This window comes from Sphingomonas melonis (assembly GCF_013409985.1).
Lineage (GTDB): Bacteria > Pseudomonadota > Alphaproteobacteria > Sphingomonadales > Sphingomonadaceae > Sphingomonas > Sphingomonas melonis_A.
The window spans coordinates 580,929-593,538 of the sequence record NZ_JACCBY010000002.1 but is presented as its reverse complement, the minus strand read 5'-3'; the positions used below and the strand labels follow the sequence as shown (position 1 = coordinate 593,538).

General features: G+C 70.5%; 16 protein-coding genes and 1 tRNA gene. 11 read left to right on the top strand and 6 right to left on the bottom strand.

Annotation, left to right across the window (positions count from 1 at the left end; all coding sequences use genetic code 11):
• Positions 1 to 21 precede the first annotated feature (21 nt).
• The 4 genes from HD841_RS09325 to HD841_RS09310 are packed head-to-tail and all read left to right on the top strand — an operon-like array spanning position 22 to position 4,186.
• Positions 22 to 894: an EamA family transporter gene (locus HD841_RS09325; protein ID WP_179508581.1), complete on the top strand. Its 873-nt coding sequence runs from the start codon at positions 22 to 24 to the stop codon at positions 892 to 894.
• 7 nt (positions 895 to 901) lie between these two features.
• Entirely contained in the window at positions 902 to 1,570 is a 669-nt protein-coding gene (locus tag HD841_RS09320; RefSeq protein ID WP_179508580.1) for a phosphoribosylanthranilate isomerase, read from the top strand.
• Between the two features lie 55 nt (positions 1,571 to 1,625).
• Positions 1,626 to 2,132 (top strand): GAF domain-containing protein, encoded by a 507-nt coding sequence (locus HD841_RS09315; protein ID WP_179508579.1) that lies wholly within the window; start codon positions 1,626 to 1,628, stop codon positions 2,130 to 2,132.
• On the top strand, positions 2,129 to 4,186 hold the full coding sequence (locus HD841_RS09310) for a putative bifunctional diguanylate cyclase/phosphodiesterase (protein ID WP_179508578.1): 2,058 nt from the start codon (positions 2,129 to 2,131) through the stop codon (positions 4,184 to 4,186). The genes HD841_RS09315 and HD841_RS09310 overlap by 4 nt, the downstream gene beginning before the upstream one ends.
• Positions 4,187 to 4,367: 181 nt before the next feature.
• Here HD841_RS09310 and HD841_RS09305 read toward each other — a convergent pair whose 3' ends face one another.
• From HD841_RS09305 to HD841_RS09295, 3 genes are read right to left on the bottom strand one after another with little or no spacing between them, the layout of a single operon-like run.
• On the bottom strand, positions 4,368 to 4,508 hold the full coding sequence (locus HD841_RS09305) for a DUF2256 domain-containing protein (RefSeq protein ID WP_179508577.1): 141 nt from the start codon (positions 4,506 to 4,508) through the stop codon (positions 4,368 to 4,370).
• Positions 4,508 to 5,608 carry a 3-dehydroquinate synthase gene (aroB, locus tag HD841_RS09300; RefSeq protein ID WP_179508576.1) on the bottom strand — a complete coding sequence of 367 codons (1,101 nt, stop codon included), beginning with the start codon at positions 5,606 to 5,608 and terminating at the stop codon, positions 4,508 to 4,510. The genes HD841_RS09305 and aroB overlap by 1 nt, the downstream gene beginning before the upstream one ends.
• Positions 5,605 to 6,174, bottom strand: a complete 570-nt coding sequence (locus HD841_RS09295; RefSeq protein WP_179508575.1) for a shikimate kinase — start codon at positions 6,172 to 6,174, stop codon at positions 5,605 to 5,607. Before HD841_RS09295 ends, aroB begins: the two co-directional genes overlap by 4 nt.
• Positions 6,175 to 6,250: 76 nt before the next feature.
• On the opposite strand from HD841_RS09295, the gene HD841_RS20725 reads away from it, so the two are divergent.
• The 4 genes from HD841_RS20725 (at position 6,251) to HD841_RS09280 (ending at position 10,258) form a co-directional block, all read left to right on the top strand.
• Positions 6,251 to 6,385, top strand: a complete 135-nt coding sequence (locus tag HD841_RS20725; RefSeq protein WP_257015386.1) for a hypothetical protein — start codon at positions 6,251 to 6,253, stop codon at positions 6,383 to 6,385.
• A gap of 207 nt (positions 6,386 to 6,592) precedes the next feature.
• Positions 6,593 to 8,386: a hypothetical protein gene (locus tag HD841_RS09290; protein ID WP_179508574.1), complete on the top strand. Its 1,794-nt coding sequence runs from the start codon at positions 6,593 to 6,595 to the stop codon at positions 8,384 to 8,386.
• Positions 8,383 to 9,300 (top strand): tyrosine-type recombinase/integrase, encoded by a 918-nt coding sequence (locus HD841_RS09285; protein WP_373562977.1) that lies wholly within the window; start codon positions 8,383 to 8,385, stop codon positions 9,298 to 9,300. The genes HD841_RS09290 and HD841_RS09285 overlap by 4 nt, the downstream gene beginning before the upstream one ends.
• A 10-nt stretch (positions 9,301 to 9,310) precedes the next feature.
• Entirely contained in the window at positions 9,311 to 10,258 is a 948-nt protein-coding gene (locus HD841_RS09280; RefSeq protein ID WP_179508852.1) for an acetyl-CoA carboxylase carboxyltransferase subunit alpha, read from the top strand.
• Positions 10,259 to 10,327: 69 nt separating this feature from the next.
• Here HD841_RS09280 and HD841_RS09275 read toward each other — a convergent pair whose 3' ends face one another.
• Both HD841_RS09275 and HD841_RS09270 read right to left on the bottom strand, forming a co-directional pair.
• Entirely contained in the window at positions 10,328 to 10,489 is a 162-nt protein-coding gene (locus HD841_RS09275) for a Flp family type IVb pilin (protein WP_179508572.1), read from the bottom strand.
• 136 nt (positions 10,490 to 10,625) lie between these two features.
• On the bottom strand, positions 10,626 to 10,826 hold the full coding sequence (locus HD841_RS09270) for a Flp family type IVb pilin (RefSeq protein WP_179508571.1): 201 nt from the start codon (positions 10,824 to 10,826) through the stop codon (positions 10,626 to 10,628).
• Positions 10,827 to 10,857: 31 nt separating this feature from the next.
• Here HD841_RS09270 and HD841_RS09265 point away from each other — a divergent pair, with 31 nt between their 5' ends.
• Both HD841_RS09265 and HD841_RS09260 read left to right on the top strand, forming a co-directional pair.
• Positions 10,858 to 11,304: a (deoxy)nucleoside triphosphate pyrophosphohydrolase gene (locus HD841_RS09265; RefSeq protein ID WP_257015385.1), complete on the top strand. Its 447-nt coding sequence runs from the start codon at positions 10,858 to 10,860 to the stop codon at positions 11,302 to 11,304.
• Between the two features lie 42 nt (positions 11,305 to 11,346).
• A tRNA-Cys gene (locus tag HD841_RS09260) sits at positions 11,347 to 11,420 on the top strand.
• Between the two features lie 6 nt (positions 11,421 to 11,426).
• Here the strand turns inward: HD841_RS09260 and HD841_RS09255 are convergent.
• Positions 11,427 to 11,771: a hypothetical protein gene (locus HD841_RS09255; protein ID WP_179508570.1), complete on the bottom strand. Its 345-nt coding sequence runs from the start codon at positions 11,769 to 11,771 to the stop codon at positions 11,427 to 11,429.
• A 156-nt stretch (positions 11,772 to 11,927) separates the two neighbouring features.
• On the opposite strand from HD841_RS09255, the gene HD841_RS09250 reads away from it, so the two are divergent.
• Positions 11,928 to 12,608 carry a protein-L-isoaspartate O-methyltransferase family protein gene (locus tag HD841_RS09250; RefSeq protein WP_179508569.1) on the top strand — a complete coding sequence of 227 codons (681 nt, stop codon included), beginning with the start codon at positions 11,928 to 11,930 and terminating at the stop codon, positions 12,606 to 12,608.
• The last annotated feature ends 2 nt before the right edge of the window (positions 12,609 to 12,610 follow it).

The window sequence follows — 12,610 nt, the reverse complement described above, 5'->3', positions numbered from 1 at the left end:
GAATTCGGCTACAGCAAGGCCATGCACCGCCGCAGCGCTCCGTCGACCCCGTATCCGCTGCTGCCCTATGCGGCGCTGATCCTGTCGATCCTCAGCTTCTGCGGCGGCACGAGCTTCGCCAAACGGCTGTTCCCGCTGGTCGGCGCGGAGGGGACGACCGCCTATCGCGTCGGCTTTTCGGCGATCATCCTGCTCGCGGTGGTGCGGCCGTGGCGGTTCGGGCTGGCGCGGCCCGATGCGTGGCGGATCGTCCGTTACGGGCTGGCGCTCGGATCGATGAACCTGTGCTTCTATATGGCGCTGCGCACGCTGCCGCTCGGGCCGACGATCGCCATCGAATTCCTCGGGCCGCTGTCGGTGTCGCTGGTCCATGCGCGTCGCCTGGTGAATGTCGCGATGGCCGGGCTGGCGGTGGCGGGCCTGTTGCTGCTGCTGCCGCTGCGCGTCGGCGAGCAGGCGCTCGATCCGGTCGGCATCCTGTTCGCGCTGGGCGCGGCGGCGGGCTGGGCCTGCTATATCATCTTCGGCAAGCGGACCGGCCATCTGCCGGCGGGGCAGGCGGTCGCGTTCGGCATGGCGACGGCGGCGTTGCTGGTCGTGCCGGTCGGCATGGCCGCGGCGGGGGCGGCGCTGCTCACCCCGGCGTGGCTCGGGCTCGGGCTGGTGGCGGCGCTGCTGTCGAGCGCGATCCCCTATTCGCTCGAGATGATCGCGCTCAAACATATTCCGGCGCAGAGCCTTGGCGTGCTGCTGAGCCTCGAACCGGCGGTCGGTGCGGTGGCGGGGGTGGTGCTGCTCGGCGAGGCGCTGACGGTGGCGCAATGGGGTGCGATCGCGATGGTGGTGGCCGCGTCGATCGGGATGATCATGACTACGGCCAGGGACGCGCGGTAGAACGGATATGCGGACACGGGTGAAGATCTGCTGCATCGCCTCGCTGGAGGAGGCGCGGATCGCGATGGCGGCGGGCGCCGACGCTTTGGGGCTGGTCGCGCGGATGCCGTCCGGGCCGGGGCCGATCGCGGACGAGGCGATCGCCGCGATTGCCGCGGCGGTGCCGCCGCCGGTCGCGACCTTCCTGCTCACCGCCGAGACCAGCGCGGCCGCGATCGCGGCGCATGTCCGCGCGACGCAGCCGTCGGCGGTGCAAATCGTCTCGCATATCGATCCGGCCGAGGCGGCGGCGCTTGCCGCGCGCGCACCGCAGGTGCGGCGGGTGCAGGTCATCCATGTCGAGGGGCCGGAGGCGCTGGCGATGATCCCGCTCTATGCGCCGCATGTGCATGCGTTCCTGCTCGATTCGGGGCGGCCCAATGCGCCGGTGGCGGAACTGGGCGGCACCGGGCGGGCGCATGATTGGGCGATCAGCGCCGCCTTCGTGCGGGCGAGCGAGCGGCCGGTGTTCCTCGCCGGCGGTTTGACGCCGGACAATGTCGGCGAGGCGATCCGGCGGGTGCGGCCGTTCGGGCTCGACCTGTGTTCGGGCGTGCGGCGTGACGGCCGGCTCGACGCAGCGAAAGTGGCAGCGTTCATGGCTGCGGTGCGCCGCGCCGATGCCGACTGCGGGTAACTTTCGTTAATATCTTAGGGTTAGGACGGCCGCCCTGGGTGATGGTGGGTGGTCGATGTTCAAGAGCCTGTGGCGCGAGCGGCGCCGCTCGATGGCCGTGCAGGGGCTTGCGCGGCTGGAGACGCCGGGGGAGCCGGCGCTTGACCGCTTCGTCGGCGCGGCGGCCTCGGCCTTCCAGGCGCCGATCGCGGCATTGTCGCTGATCCACGAGGACATGCAATCGGTGCAGGTCGGACGCGGGATCGTGCCGACCTGTTTCCCGCGCCGCGACGGCCTGTGCGGCTTCACCCTCGATCGCGAGGGCGTGCTGGAATGCTGCGCGCCGCTCGACGACCCGCGCTTCGCGACGCTGCCCGGCGTCGTCGGTGAGCCGCATATCCGGTATTATATCGGCGCGCCGCTGCGGCTGCTGAGCGGCGTCGACATCGGCGCCCTGTGCGTCGTCGACACGGTCGTGCGCGCGCCCGCGTCGGTCGACCAGAAGGCCTATCTGCTCGGGCTCGCCCGGCAGGCGTCGATGGCGCTGGAGGCGCGGCTCGACCTGTTGGGCGACGCGGCATGATGCGCGTCCTCGCCTGTATCGGGCACGATCACGACCTGCGGCTCGTCGCGCTGGCGCTGGTCGTCGCGCTGCTCGGCTCCGCCGCGACGCTGCAGACCTTCCGCCGGATCGCGCTGGCGCCGGGGCATAGCCGCACCGGCTGGATCGGCCTGACATCGGTCGGCGTCGGGACGATGGTGTGGGCGACGCATTTCGTCGCGATGATGGCCTATCGCGCCAGCGCGCCGGTGGTGCTCGATCCGATCCTGACGCTCGCGTCGTTGCTCGCGGTGATCGTGCTCGCGGCGCCGGGGCTGGCGATCGCCGCGCGGCGGCCGCTGGCGGCGCGGTTCGGCGGCGGCGCGATCGTCGGCGTCGCGATGACGATCATGCATTATGTCGGCATGACCGCCTATCGCGTCGACGGCATCGTCCGCTGGGACGGCCGCTATGTCGCCGCCTCGCTGCTCGGCGCGATGATCTGTTCGGGTGTGGCGTTCGTCTTGTTCGAGCGGCGGCGCGGCTGGCGCAATGCCGGCGCGGCGGCGCTGCTCGCGCTCGGGGTGGCGGTGCTGCACTTCACCGGCATGGCGGCGCTGTCGGTCACGGTGCTGACCCGCGGCGCGGGGCTGTCCGACGTGACGATGACGACGCTGGCGGTGACGACCGCGGTCGCGGCGATGATCGTCATCGGCGGCGCCGCGGTCAGCGCGCTGATCGACGGCCATACCCAGGGCGAGGCCTATCGCCGGCTGCGGCGGATGGCGCTGCACGATGCGCTCACCGATCTGCCCAACCGCATCTTTTTCAACGAGGAGCTGGATCGGCGCTTCCGCGTCGGCGGCGGCTATCGCCATATGGCGGTGGTGATGCTCGACCTGTCGCGGTTCAAGGTGGTCAACGACACCTATGGCCATCAGGCCGGCGACCAGCTGCTGATCGCGCTCGCGGCGCGGCTGTCCGATCGGTTGCGGCCGGGCGAGTGCGTCGCGCGGCTCGGCGGTGACGAATTCGCCGCGGTCGTCTCCTACGACCATCCGGCCGAGCTGGACGCCTTCCTGCTGCGGCTGCGCGCCGCCTTCGATGCGCCGTTCGTCTTCGAGCGGTTCACCGCGACGGTCGACGCCAATATCGGCGTCGCGCTCGCCATTCACGACGGGTTCGATCCCGATGCGTTGCTCGCCAAGGCCGATCTGGCGATGGATCGCGCCAAGGCGGCGCACGCGCCCGAGCCGTGCTTCTACGACGCGCAGATGGACGACGCCGTGCGCGCGCGGCGCGAGCTGGTCGCCGACCTGCGCGCCGCGATCGAGGGGGAGGCGTTCGAGCTCCATTACCAGGTCCAGGCCGCGGTCGAGACGGGTGAGATCACCGGCTATGAGGCGCTGGTCCGCTGGAACCACCCGACGAAGGGTCGGATCGCGCCGCTGGTGTTCATCCCGCTTGCCGAGGAGAGCGGCGAGATCGTCCCCTTAAGCATCTGGATCCTGCGCCAAGCGTGTTTCGAGGCGGCGTTATGGCCCAACCGGCAGGTCGTCTCGGTCAACCTGTCGCCCAAGCACCTCGCCGACCCGCGGCTGGTCGAGACGGTGGCGGCGGCGCTCGCCGACAGCGGTCTGCCCGCCGAGCGGCTGACGTTGGAACTGACCGAAAGCGCGATCATCCACGATCGCCGCTTCGCGCTCGACCAGTTGCAGGCGCTGAAGGCGATGGGCATCGCCATCGCGCTCGACGATTTCGGTGTCGGCTATTCGTCGCTCGACGTGCTGCGCTCCTTTCCGTTCGACCGGATCAAGCTCGATGCCTCGTTCGTGTCGGCGATCGAACATGACGGGCAGGCGGTGTCGATCCTGCGTTCCGTCGCCGCCCTCGGGCGCACGCTCGGCATGGCGGTGCTCGCCGAGGGGATCGAGCAGCCGGCGCAGCTGTCGATCGTGACGCGCGAGGGCTGCGCGGCGATCCAGGGCTATCTGATCGGCAAGCCGTCGCGCACGCTCTGCGACCCAGCGCTGGTGCGGCAGGCGATGCTGCTCAAGCCGCGCTCGCTCGACGCCGGGGTCGCCGCGGCGCGCTGAGCCGCCGGGCTGGGTCGATATTCCGTTTAATTCCTCGCCCTTGCGGGTGAGGTGGCGTGGTGCCGCCGTAACGGGAGGGAGGGAAGCCACGTCTTGCGTGTCGTTTCCTCCCCCTCCGTCATGCCTTCGGCATGCCACCTCCCCCTGGCGGGGGAGGATTTCAGTGGACTGTCGATCTCGCCTAGCGGGCCTTGCGGCAGGCGTCGGAGCAATAGATCACCGACTCCCAGTCGCGCGCCCATTTCTTGCGCCACGTGAACGGGCGGTTGCAGGCCGGGCAGGTCTTGGTCGGCAGGTTCTGCTTGGCGACGCCGTTGGGCATCAGCGCGGCTGCGCGTCGAGGAAGGCCTCGACGTCGGCGAGGCTGACCGTCCTGTCGAGATAGGTCTGGCCGATGCCGCGCGCGAGCAGGAAGGGCAGGGTACCGGCCGCCATCTTCTTGTCGTGACGCATATGCTCCACCAGCGTCGCGCCGCTCGCAGTGATGCCGGCGGCGGCGAGGCCGTCGGGCAGGCCGACGCTGCGGAAATGCGCGGCGACCCGGTCGGCGTCCTGCTGCGGGCAGATGCCCTGCGCGGCCGAGAAGGCGAAGGCGAGCGCACAGCCCGCGGCGACCCCCTCGCCATGGATCAGCGCCTGCGAAAAGCCGGTGTCCGCCTCCAGGGCATGGCCGAACGTGTGGCCAAGGTTGAGCAGGGCGCGGGTGCCGTTGGTCTCATGTTCGTCGGCGGCGACGATCCGCGCCTTGGCGGCGACGGCATGCGCGATGGCATAGGCGCGGGCCGCAGGGTCGCCGGCGAGCAGCGCGGTTCCATGCGCCTCGCACCAGGCGAAGAAGTCGGGATCGTCGATCAGGCCGTATTTGACCACCTCGGCATAGCCGGCGCGGACCTCGCGCAGCGGCAGCGTGTCGAGCAGCGACGGGTCGATCAGCACCAGCGACGGCTGGTGGAAGGCGCCGATCAGGTTCTTGCCGGCGCGAGTGTTGATCGCGGTCTTGCCGCCGACCGAGCTGTCGACCTGCGCGAGCAACGTGGTGGGGATCTGCACGAAATGGCAGCCACGCTTGAGGATCGCGCAGGCGAAGCCGACGAGGTCGCCGATCACGCCGCCGCCCAGCGCCACGACATGGTCGCCGCGCTCGATGCCGAGGTCGAGCAGCCGGTCGCACAGGCTGGCGAGATGCTGCCAGCTCTTGGTCGCCTCGCCGGGCGGCAGCACGATCGCCTCGCTCTTCACCCCGGCGGCGGCGAGCACCGCCTGCAACGCGTCGGCATGCGGGCGGACGTTCTCGTCGGTGACGATCGCCATCGTCCGGCCGCGCGCGAGCGGGGCGAGATGATCGGCGGCGCGGGCGAGCAGCCCGGCCTCGATATGGATTGGATAGCGGCGGTCGCCGAGCTCGACGGTGACGGTCCTCATGCCGCGTGGCGCCCATGGCCGATCGCCTTCAGGATCGCATTGACCGTGGTCTCGTGCGGCGCGGTGTTGCTGGTGATATGGATATGCGCCTCGGCGTAGATCGGGTTGCGGATGGCGGCGAGCTCGGCGAGGACCTTGCGCGGGTCCTTGCCGCGCAGCAGCGGGCGGGTGTCGCGACGGCCGACGCGCTCGGCGAGCACGTCGGGATGCGCGCGCAGCCAGATCGCCGTCGCCTCGGACAGGATCAGCGCGCGCGTCTCGTCGTTGATGAAGGCGCCGCCGCCGGTGGCGATCACCTTGGGGGTGCCGTCCATCAGCCGCTGGATGACGCGGCGCTCGCCGTCGCGGAAATAGGCTTCGCCGAACCGTTCGAAGATCTCGGCGACGGTCATCCCCGCCGCCTCCTCGATCGCGGTGTCGGCATCGACGAAGGGCAGGCGCATGCGGCTCGCCAGCCGCCGGCCGACGGTCGACTTGCCGACGCCCATCAGCCCGACCAGCACGATCGGCCGGGTGGGATCGCGACGGTCTGGGCCGATCGGCTGGGGATGAGCGCTTTGCAACATGGAACGGAGCGCTATACAGCGGGTCAGGACGGGGCAAAAGCTCCGCATCCGCCTTTTACGTGTCTTAAGGTACCGTATGTCTCGCTTGGTCCTCTCCGTCGTCGTGCTCCTCGTCGTGGTGGTCGGCGGCCTGTTCCTGCTCGCTGGCCGCGCCTCCGAGCGGCCGCAGACGCACGTCGAAAAGGCCGTGACGCTTGCCAACCTCAGCTAAGGCGCAGGCCTTGCGGGTATCGAGGGCGTTGGGGTCGCGATGAGCGAGCCGGCTGCTCCAGCCACGCCGGCACCCCGGACCCGGTCCGGGGTCGACGGTGCCGCGGGAGCAACTGGCCGGTCATTGGCGGAACGGTGGATGCCGGAACGGGTCCGGCGTGACGGGGGATGTGTGGCAGCAGGTTCGGGACACAATCGGCTTGTGAGCATGCGTCATCTGACGCGTGGCGTCGCCGCCGTGGCGATCGCCGCCGCGGCGGTCGCGGCCTATGCGCAGGAGCGGCCCGAATCGATCCTGCCGCCGGGCTTCGGCGAGCCGGCGGCCGCGCCCACCCCGGCGCCGCGCGCGACGACGGCCGCGCCGCGTCCCGCAGCGACCGGCGCTTCCGCCGCGCCGCAGCCTGCACCGAGCGGGCTCGTCCAGCCGCTGCCGCTCGACCTGCCGGCGCCGGTGGCCAGCGCCACCCCGAGCCCGACGCCGACGGTCGATCCGGCGGTGCTCGCGCAATATGAGATGCCGCTGTCGGCCCGCCGCTCGCTCGACCGGGTCGGGCCGGCGGGGGAGCGCGAGGGCGCGCTCGCCGCGGACGCGTTCGGCGAGGCGGACGGTCGCTATGTCGAGGCGCTGATGCGCCGCGTCGCCGCGCCGCTGCCGTCGCGCTGGCTGTCGATCGCGCTCCGGCGCGCGCTGGTCGCGCAGCTCGATACGCCGAGCCACGTCGGCGGTGCCGATTTTGCCGCCGAGCGCGCCTGGCTGCTGCTGCGGATGGGCGAGGCGGTCGGCGCGCGTGCCGTCGTGCAGAGCGTCGACAATGCGGATTACACGCCCAAACTCTATCAGGTCGCGATGAACACGGCGCTGGCGACCGGCGATCCCGCCGAAATGTGCCCGATCGCCGATGCCGCCTTCGCCGCGACGCGCGAGCGTGGCTGGACGCTGGCGCAGGCGATGTGCGCGGGGTTGGCCAGCGATCCGGCGCAGGCCAAGGCGCTGATCACCGCGGCGCGCAAGCGCAACGTGGCGACCGGCATCGACCTGCAACTGGCGCAGAAGGTCGTCGGTGCCGGCCCCAATGGCGGGCAGGCGGTGACGATCGAATGGGCGGGCGTCGATGCGCTGACCGCCTGGCGGTTCGGGCTCGCCGCGGCGACGGGGGTGACCATCCCCGACACGCTGTTCGCGACCGCGGGGGCGCAGACCCGCTATTGGTACGCACTGTCGCCGAGCATTCCGATGGCCGAGCGGCTGCCGTCCGCCGAGGCGGCGGCGGGGCAGGGCGTGCTGTCCGCCGCGGCGTTGATCGATCTCTACGGTGCGCTCGACACCGCCAACGACACGCCGGCGCCGATCGCTGCGTCGATCAACGACCTGCGCACCGCCTATGTGGGCGGCGACATGGACGCGCGGCTCACCGCGCTGCGCGCGCTGTGGGGCACGACGCCCGCCTACCCGCGGCTGGTGCTGACCGCGCGTGCCGCGGCGCGGCTGCCGGTGCGCACGGGGATCGCCGATGCGCCGCAGCTCGTCGCCTCGATGCTGACCGCCGGGCTGGATCGCAGCGCGGCGCGGTGGCGCGCCGCGGTCGATGAAGGCGGCGACGCCTGGGCGATGATCGCGCTCGCCGATCCCGACCAGGGCGGGCGGCTGAGCTATCGCCAATTGTCCTCCTATGCCGGGCGCGGCGATGCGGCGCTCAAGCAGCGGCTGTTCTTCGCCGGGCTCGCCGGCCTCGGCCGCCTCTCGCCGGACGATATCGAGCGGGCGGCGGCCGCGCTCAACGTGACGATCGGCGCCGAGAACAGCTGGACGCGGGCGATCGACCGCGCCGCCGCCGACGGCCAGAAGGGCACGGTGATCCTGCTCGCCGCGATCGGCATGCAGACCCCGCAATGGCGCGGCGTACCGCCGGCGATGCTCTATCGCATCGTCAGCGCGCTGCGCGCGGTCGGACTGGAGGGCGAGGCACGGATGATCGCGGCCGAGGCGCTCGCACGCGTGTGAGCAGCGGCGACCGCGCGCTGATCGAGCGGTTCCTCGAGATGCTCGCTGCCGAGGCGGGCGCGGCGGCGAACACGATCGCGGCCTATCGCAGCGACCTGATGCTTGCCGCGGCGGCGGTGCCGGGCGGGCTGGTCGCGGCAGGTGCCGCCGATCTGGAGGCGCTGGCGGAGGAGTGGCGCGCGCTGGCGCGCAGCACGGTCGCGCGCAAGTCGGCGGCGCTGCGGCGCTTCTATGCCTTCCTGGTCGACGAGAACCATCGCGCGGACGATCCGGGCAAGGCGCTGCCGCGACCGGGCGCGGCGCGGTCGCTGCCCAAGGTGCTGGGCCATGGCGATGTCGAGCGGCTGTTCGCGGCGATCGGCGCGCGTACGGGGGTGGAACGGCCGTTGCCCAACGACCTGCGGCTCGCGGCGCTGGTCGAGCTGCTGTACGGATCGGGATTGCGCGCGACCGAGCTCGTCAGCCTGCCGCGCAACGCCATCCATCCCGACCGGCCCTTCCTGATCCTGAAGGGCAAGGGCGGGCGCGAGCGGCTCGTGCCGCTGTCCGATCGCGCCCGCGCCGCGGTGGCGGCATGGCGCACGCATGTCGCCGCCGATGCGCCGTGGCTGTTCCCGTCCGGCAAGGGGCATCTGTCGCGCATCCGTTTATACCAGCTCATCAAGGCCTTGGCGGCGGAGGCGGGCATTCCGCCCGACCGGGTCAGCCCGCACGTGCTGCGCCACGCCTTCGCGACGCATCTGCTTGCCGGCGGGGCCGATCTGCGCGCGCTGCAATCGATGCTCGGCCATGCCGATATCGCGACGACCGAGATCTATACGCACGTCGATGCCAGCCGGTTGGTCGAGCTGGTCAACGCGCGCCATCCACTCGGTGATCCGGGGCGCGTTGACGGACGCGCGCGTCGCCCGTAACCCGCGCGTCATGGCGAGCTTCCTCGAATTTGAAAAACCGATTGCCGAACTGCAAGGGCGGATCGACGAACTGCGGGCGACCGCGGCGGACGGCACGATCGACATCGCGGCCGATCTGGCGCGGCTGCAGGCCAAGTCGGACAAGCTGTTGCGCGATACCTTCGCGAAACTGACCCCGTGGCAGAAGACGCAGGTCGCGCGGCATCCCGAACGGCCGCATTTCAAGGACTATGTCGCCGGGCTGTTCGACGAGTTCGTGCCGCTCGCCGGCGACCGCGCCTTTTCCGACGATCAGGCGATCATGGGCGGCTTCGCGACCTTCCGCGGCCGCAAGGTCATGGTGATCGGCCATGAGAAGGGCTCCGATACGGCGAGCCGGCTGCGCCACAATTTCGGCATGGGCAAGCCCGAGGGCTATCGCAAGGCGATCCGGCTGGTCGAGATGGCGAGCCGATTCGGCCTGCCGGTGGTGACGCTGGTCGACACGATGGGCGCCTTCCCGGGGATCGAGGCGGAGGAGCGCGGCCAGGCCGAGGCGATCGCCCGCTCGACCGAAGCGTGCCTGGCGGCGGGCGTGCCGGTCATCGCGGCGATCGTCGGCGAGGGCGGCTCGGGCGGCGCGGTGGCGCTGGCGGCGGGCAACCGCGTGCTGATGTTCGAACACGCCATCTATTCGGTGATCAGCCCCGAAGGCTGCGCGTCGATCCTGTGGCGCACCGCGGACAAGGCGGCCGACGCCGCGGAGGCGATGCGGGTGACCGCGCAGGATCTCAAGGCCTTCGGGGTGATCGATACGATCGTGCCGGAGCCGCTGGGTGGCGCGCATCGCGATCCGGTCGAGGCGATCCGTAACCTGGGCGACGCGCTGGAGGAGGCGCTCGGCTCGCTCGACCATCGCGACGCGGCGGCGCTGCGCCAGGAGCGGCGCGAAAAGTTCCTCAGCATGGGGCGGCTGTAACCGGCACGCAAAAAGGGCGGCGGAACCGCAGGTCCGCCGCCCTTCGCATGATCTGACCCGGAGGTTAGATCACTTCATGTTCGACGACACGTTGCTGAACGTGCTGGTCAGCTGCGTGCCGAGGCCGCGCATTGCGGCGATTGCGGCGACGGCGATCAGCGCGGCGATCAGGCCGTACTCGATCGCGGTGGCGCCCTTGCTATTCTTGATGAACTTGCGAATTGCCAGCATTCCGGTCTCCATACTCGATACTTCAGTCACCCGGCTGAACCGGCGACACCGGAGCAGCAAGCGCGCAATAGCCCCGTCGAGGTTGCTAAATATTTAAGGTAGTTTAGTTTTTTGAAAGGCGAGCCGGGGCGGCGGGTCAGCGCGCGTTGGTGACCTGGGTGTTGACGTCCTGCCACATGGCGGTGGTGACGTTGGCGACCTGTCGGAGCGCGACGATCATCGCGATCACGATCAGGGCGACGATCAGGCCGTATTCCACCGCGCTGGCACCCCGCGAATCACGCCAGAGGCTCTTGATCGAGCGGTGCCGGCGGCAGAGGGGCGGATGGCCTGTCATCGTGCGGCAACTAGTTGGAAAGTTTTAACGAATGGCTGACGACACGCCTCATTCGATGCCCGCGCCGGTGCGGCTGATGCCGGTGGTGGCGGCGGCGCTGATCGACGGGGAAGGGCGCGTGCTGCTCCAGCGGCGGCCGCCCGGCAAGCAGATGGCGGACCTGTGGGAGTTCCCCGGCGGCAAGGTCGAGCCCGGCGAGACGCCCGAGGCGGCGCTCGCGCGCGAACTGGCGGAGGAACTGGCGATCACGGTCGATCCCGCTGCGATGGTGCCGCTGACCTTCGCCAGCGCCGCTCTGGGCGAACGCCACCTGCTGTTGCTGCTCTACGCCGTGCGCGACTGGCAGGGTGCGCCGCAGGCGCTGGAGGCGACGGCGCTCGCCTGGGTGGCACCGGCGGCGATGCACGGGCTCGCGATGCCGCCCGCCGACGTGCCGCTGGTGACGATGCTGGAGCATTTCCTGCAAATCGGCAGTTGACGGTCCGGGCAAAACCGACCATCAGCCGCCCTCCCGCGTCGAGGCCCGATGGCGGAGTGGTGACGCAGAGGACTGCAAATCCTTGCACCCGGGTTCGATTCCCGGTCGGGCCTCCAACTTCCCTATGTCTGCTCCGACATCCTGACCCGCGCCGCGTCGCGCGGCAGCAGCATCGGCCGCAGGCGGATCGCCAGGCAGATCACCGTCGGCCAGAACAGCGTGTTGGCGATGTCCAGCATCGTGTCGTCCCAGCGCCACGAGCCGAAGGTCAGCCGGTCCATCACCTCGTTGAACGCCTCCGCCAGCACCACGAACGACCAGGGCACGAAGCTGCCCAACGACCGGCGGGTGAGGAGCCGCGCGATCATCAGCACCGCCATGCCGGCGTGGATGTGGAGGATGGTGTCGGGAAGGCCGGTGCCGTCGCCAATCCAGTCGATGAACTTGTGGTAGGTCGCGGGGATCATGGCGCGGCTCATACGGAGTGCACCCGGTGCTGGCCATACGTTCTGCCGCCCGGCAATAACGGTGCGTCCGCTTGGCGCGACGCATCGCGCGCGATACAAGCCGGACAGTTACGAAGTGTATTGCGCGGCTAATACGGCTGTGCGAGAGGGGTCAGCATGAATATCAGCGTCGACACGAAGCAGCACGATTCCGCCGATCTGTCGGTGATGCGGCAGGCGATGGTCGCCAGCCAGCTGCGCACCAACGCGGTCAGCGACCAGCGTGTGCTGGTGGCGATGAACACCGTGCCGCGCGAGAATTTCGTGCCGGCCGAATCGCGCACGCTCGCCTATCGCGACACCGCGCTGCCGGTCGGCGGCGGGCGCGCGATCAACCTGCCGATGGTGATCGGCCGCCTGTTGACCGAGGCGTATCTGGAAAAGGGCGATCGCGTGCTGCTGATCGGCGCCGCCGGCGGCTATACGGCGGCGCTGCTCGCGCAGATCGTCGCCGAGGTGGTCGCGGTCGAGCAGGACCCCGCGCTCGCGACGCTGGCGCGCGAGGCGCTCGCCGGTACGCCGAACGTCACCTTCGTCGAGGGGGCGCTCACCGCCGGCCACGCCGAGCGCGCGCCCTATGACGTGCTGATCGTCGACGGTGCGGTCGAGCATCTGCCCGACGCGCTGATCGACCAGATCAAGACCGGGGGCCGAGTCGTCACCGGCGTGATCGAACATGGCGTGATCCGCCTCGCCAGTGGCCGCAAGACCGAGGGCGGGTTCGGCCTGTCGCCGTTCCTCGACTGCGACTGCGTCGTGCTGCCGGGCTTCGCGACGCCACAGGGCTTCAAATTCTAGAC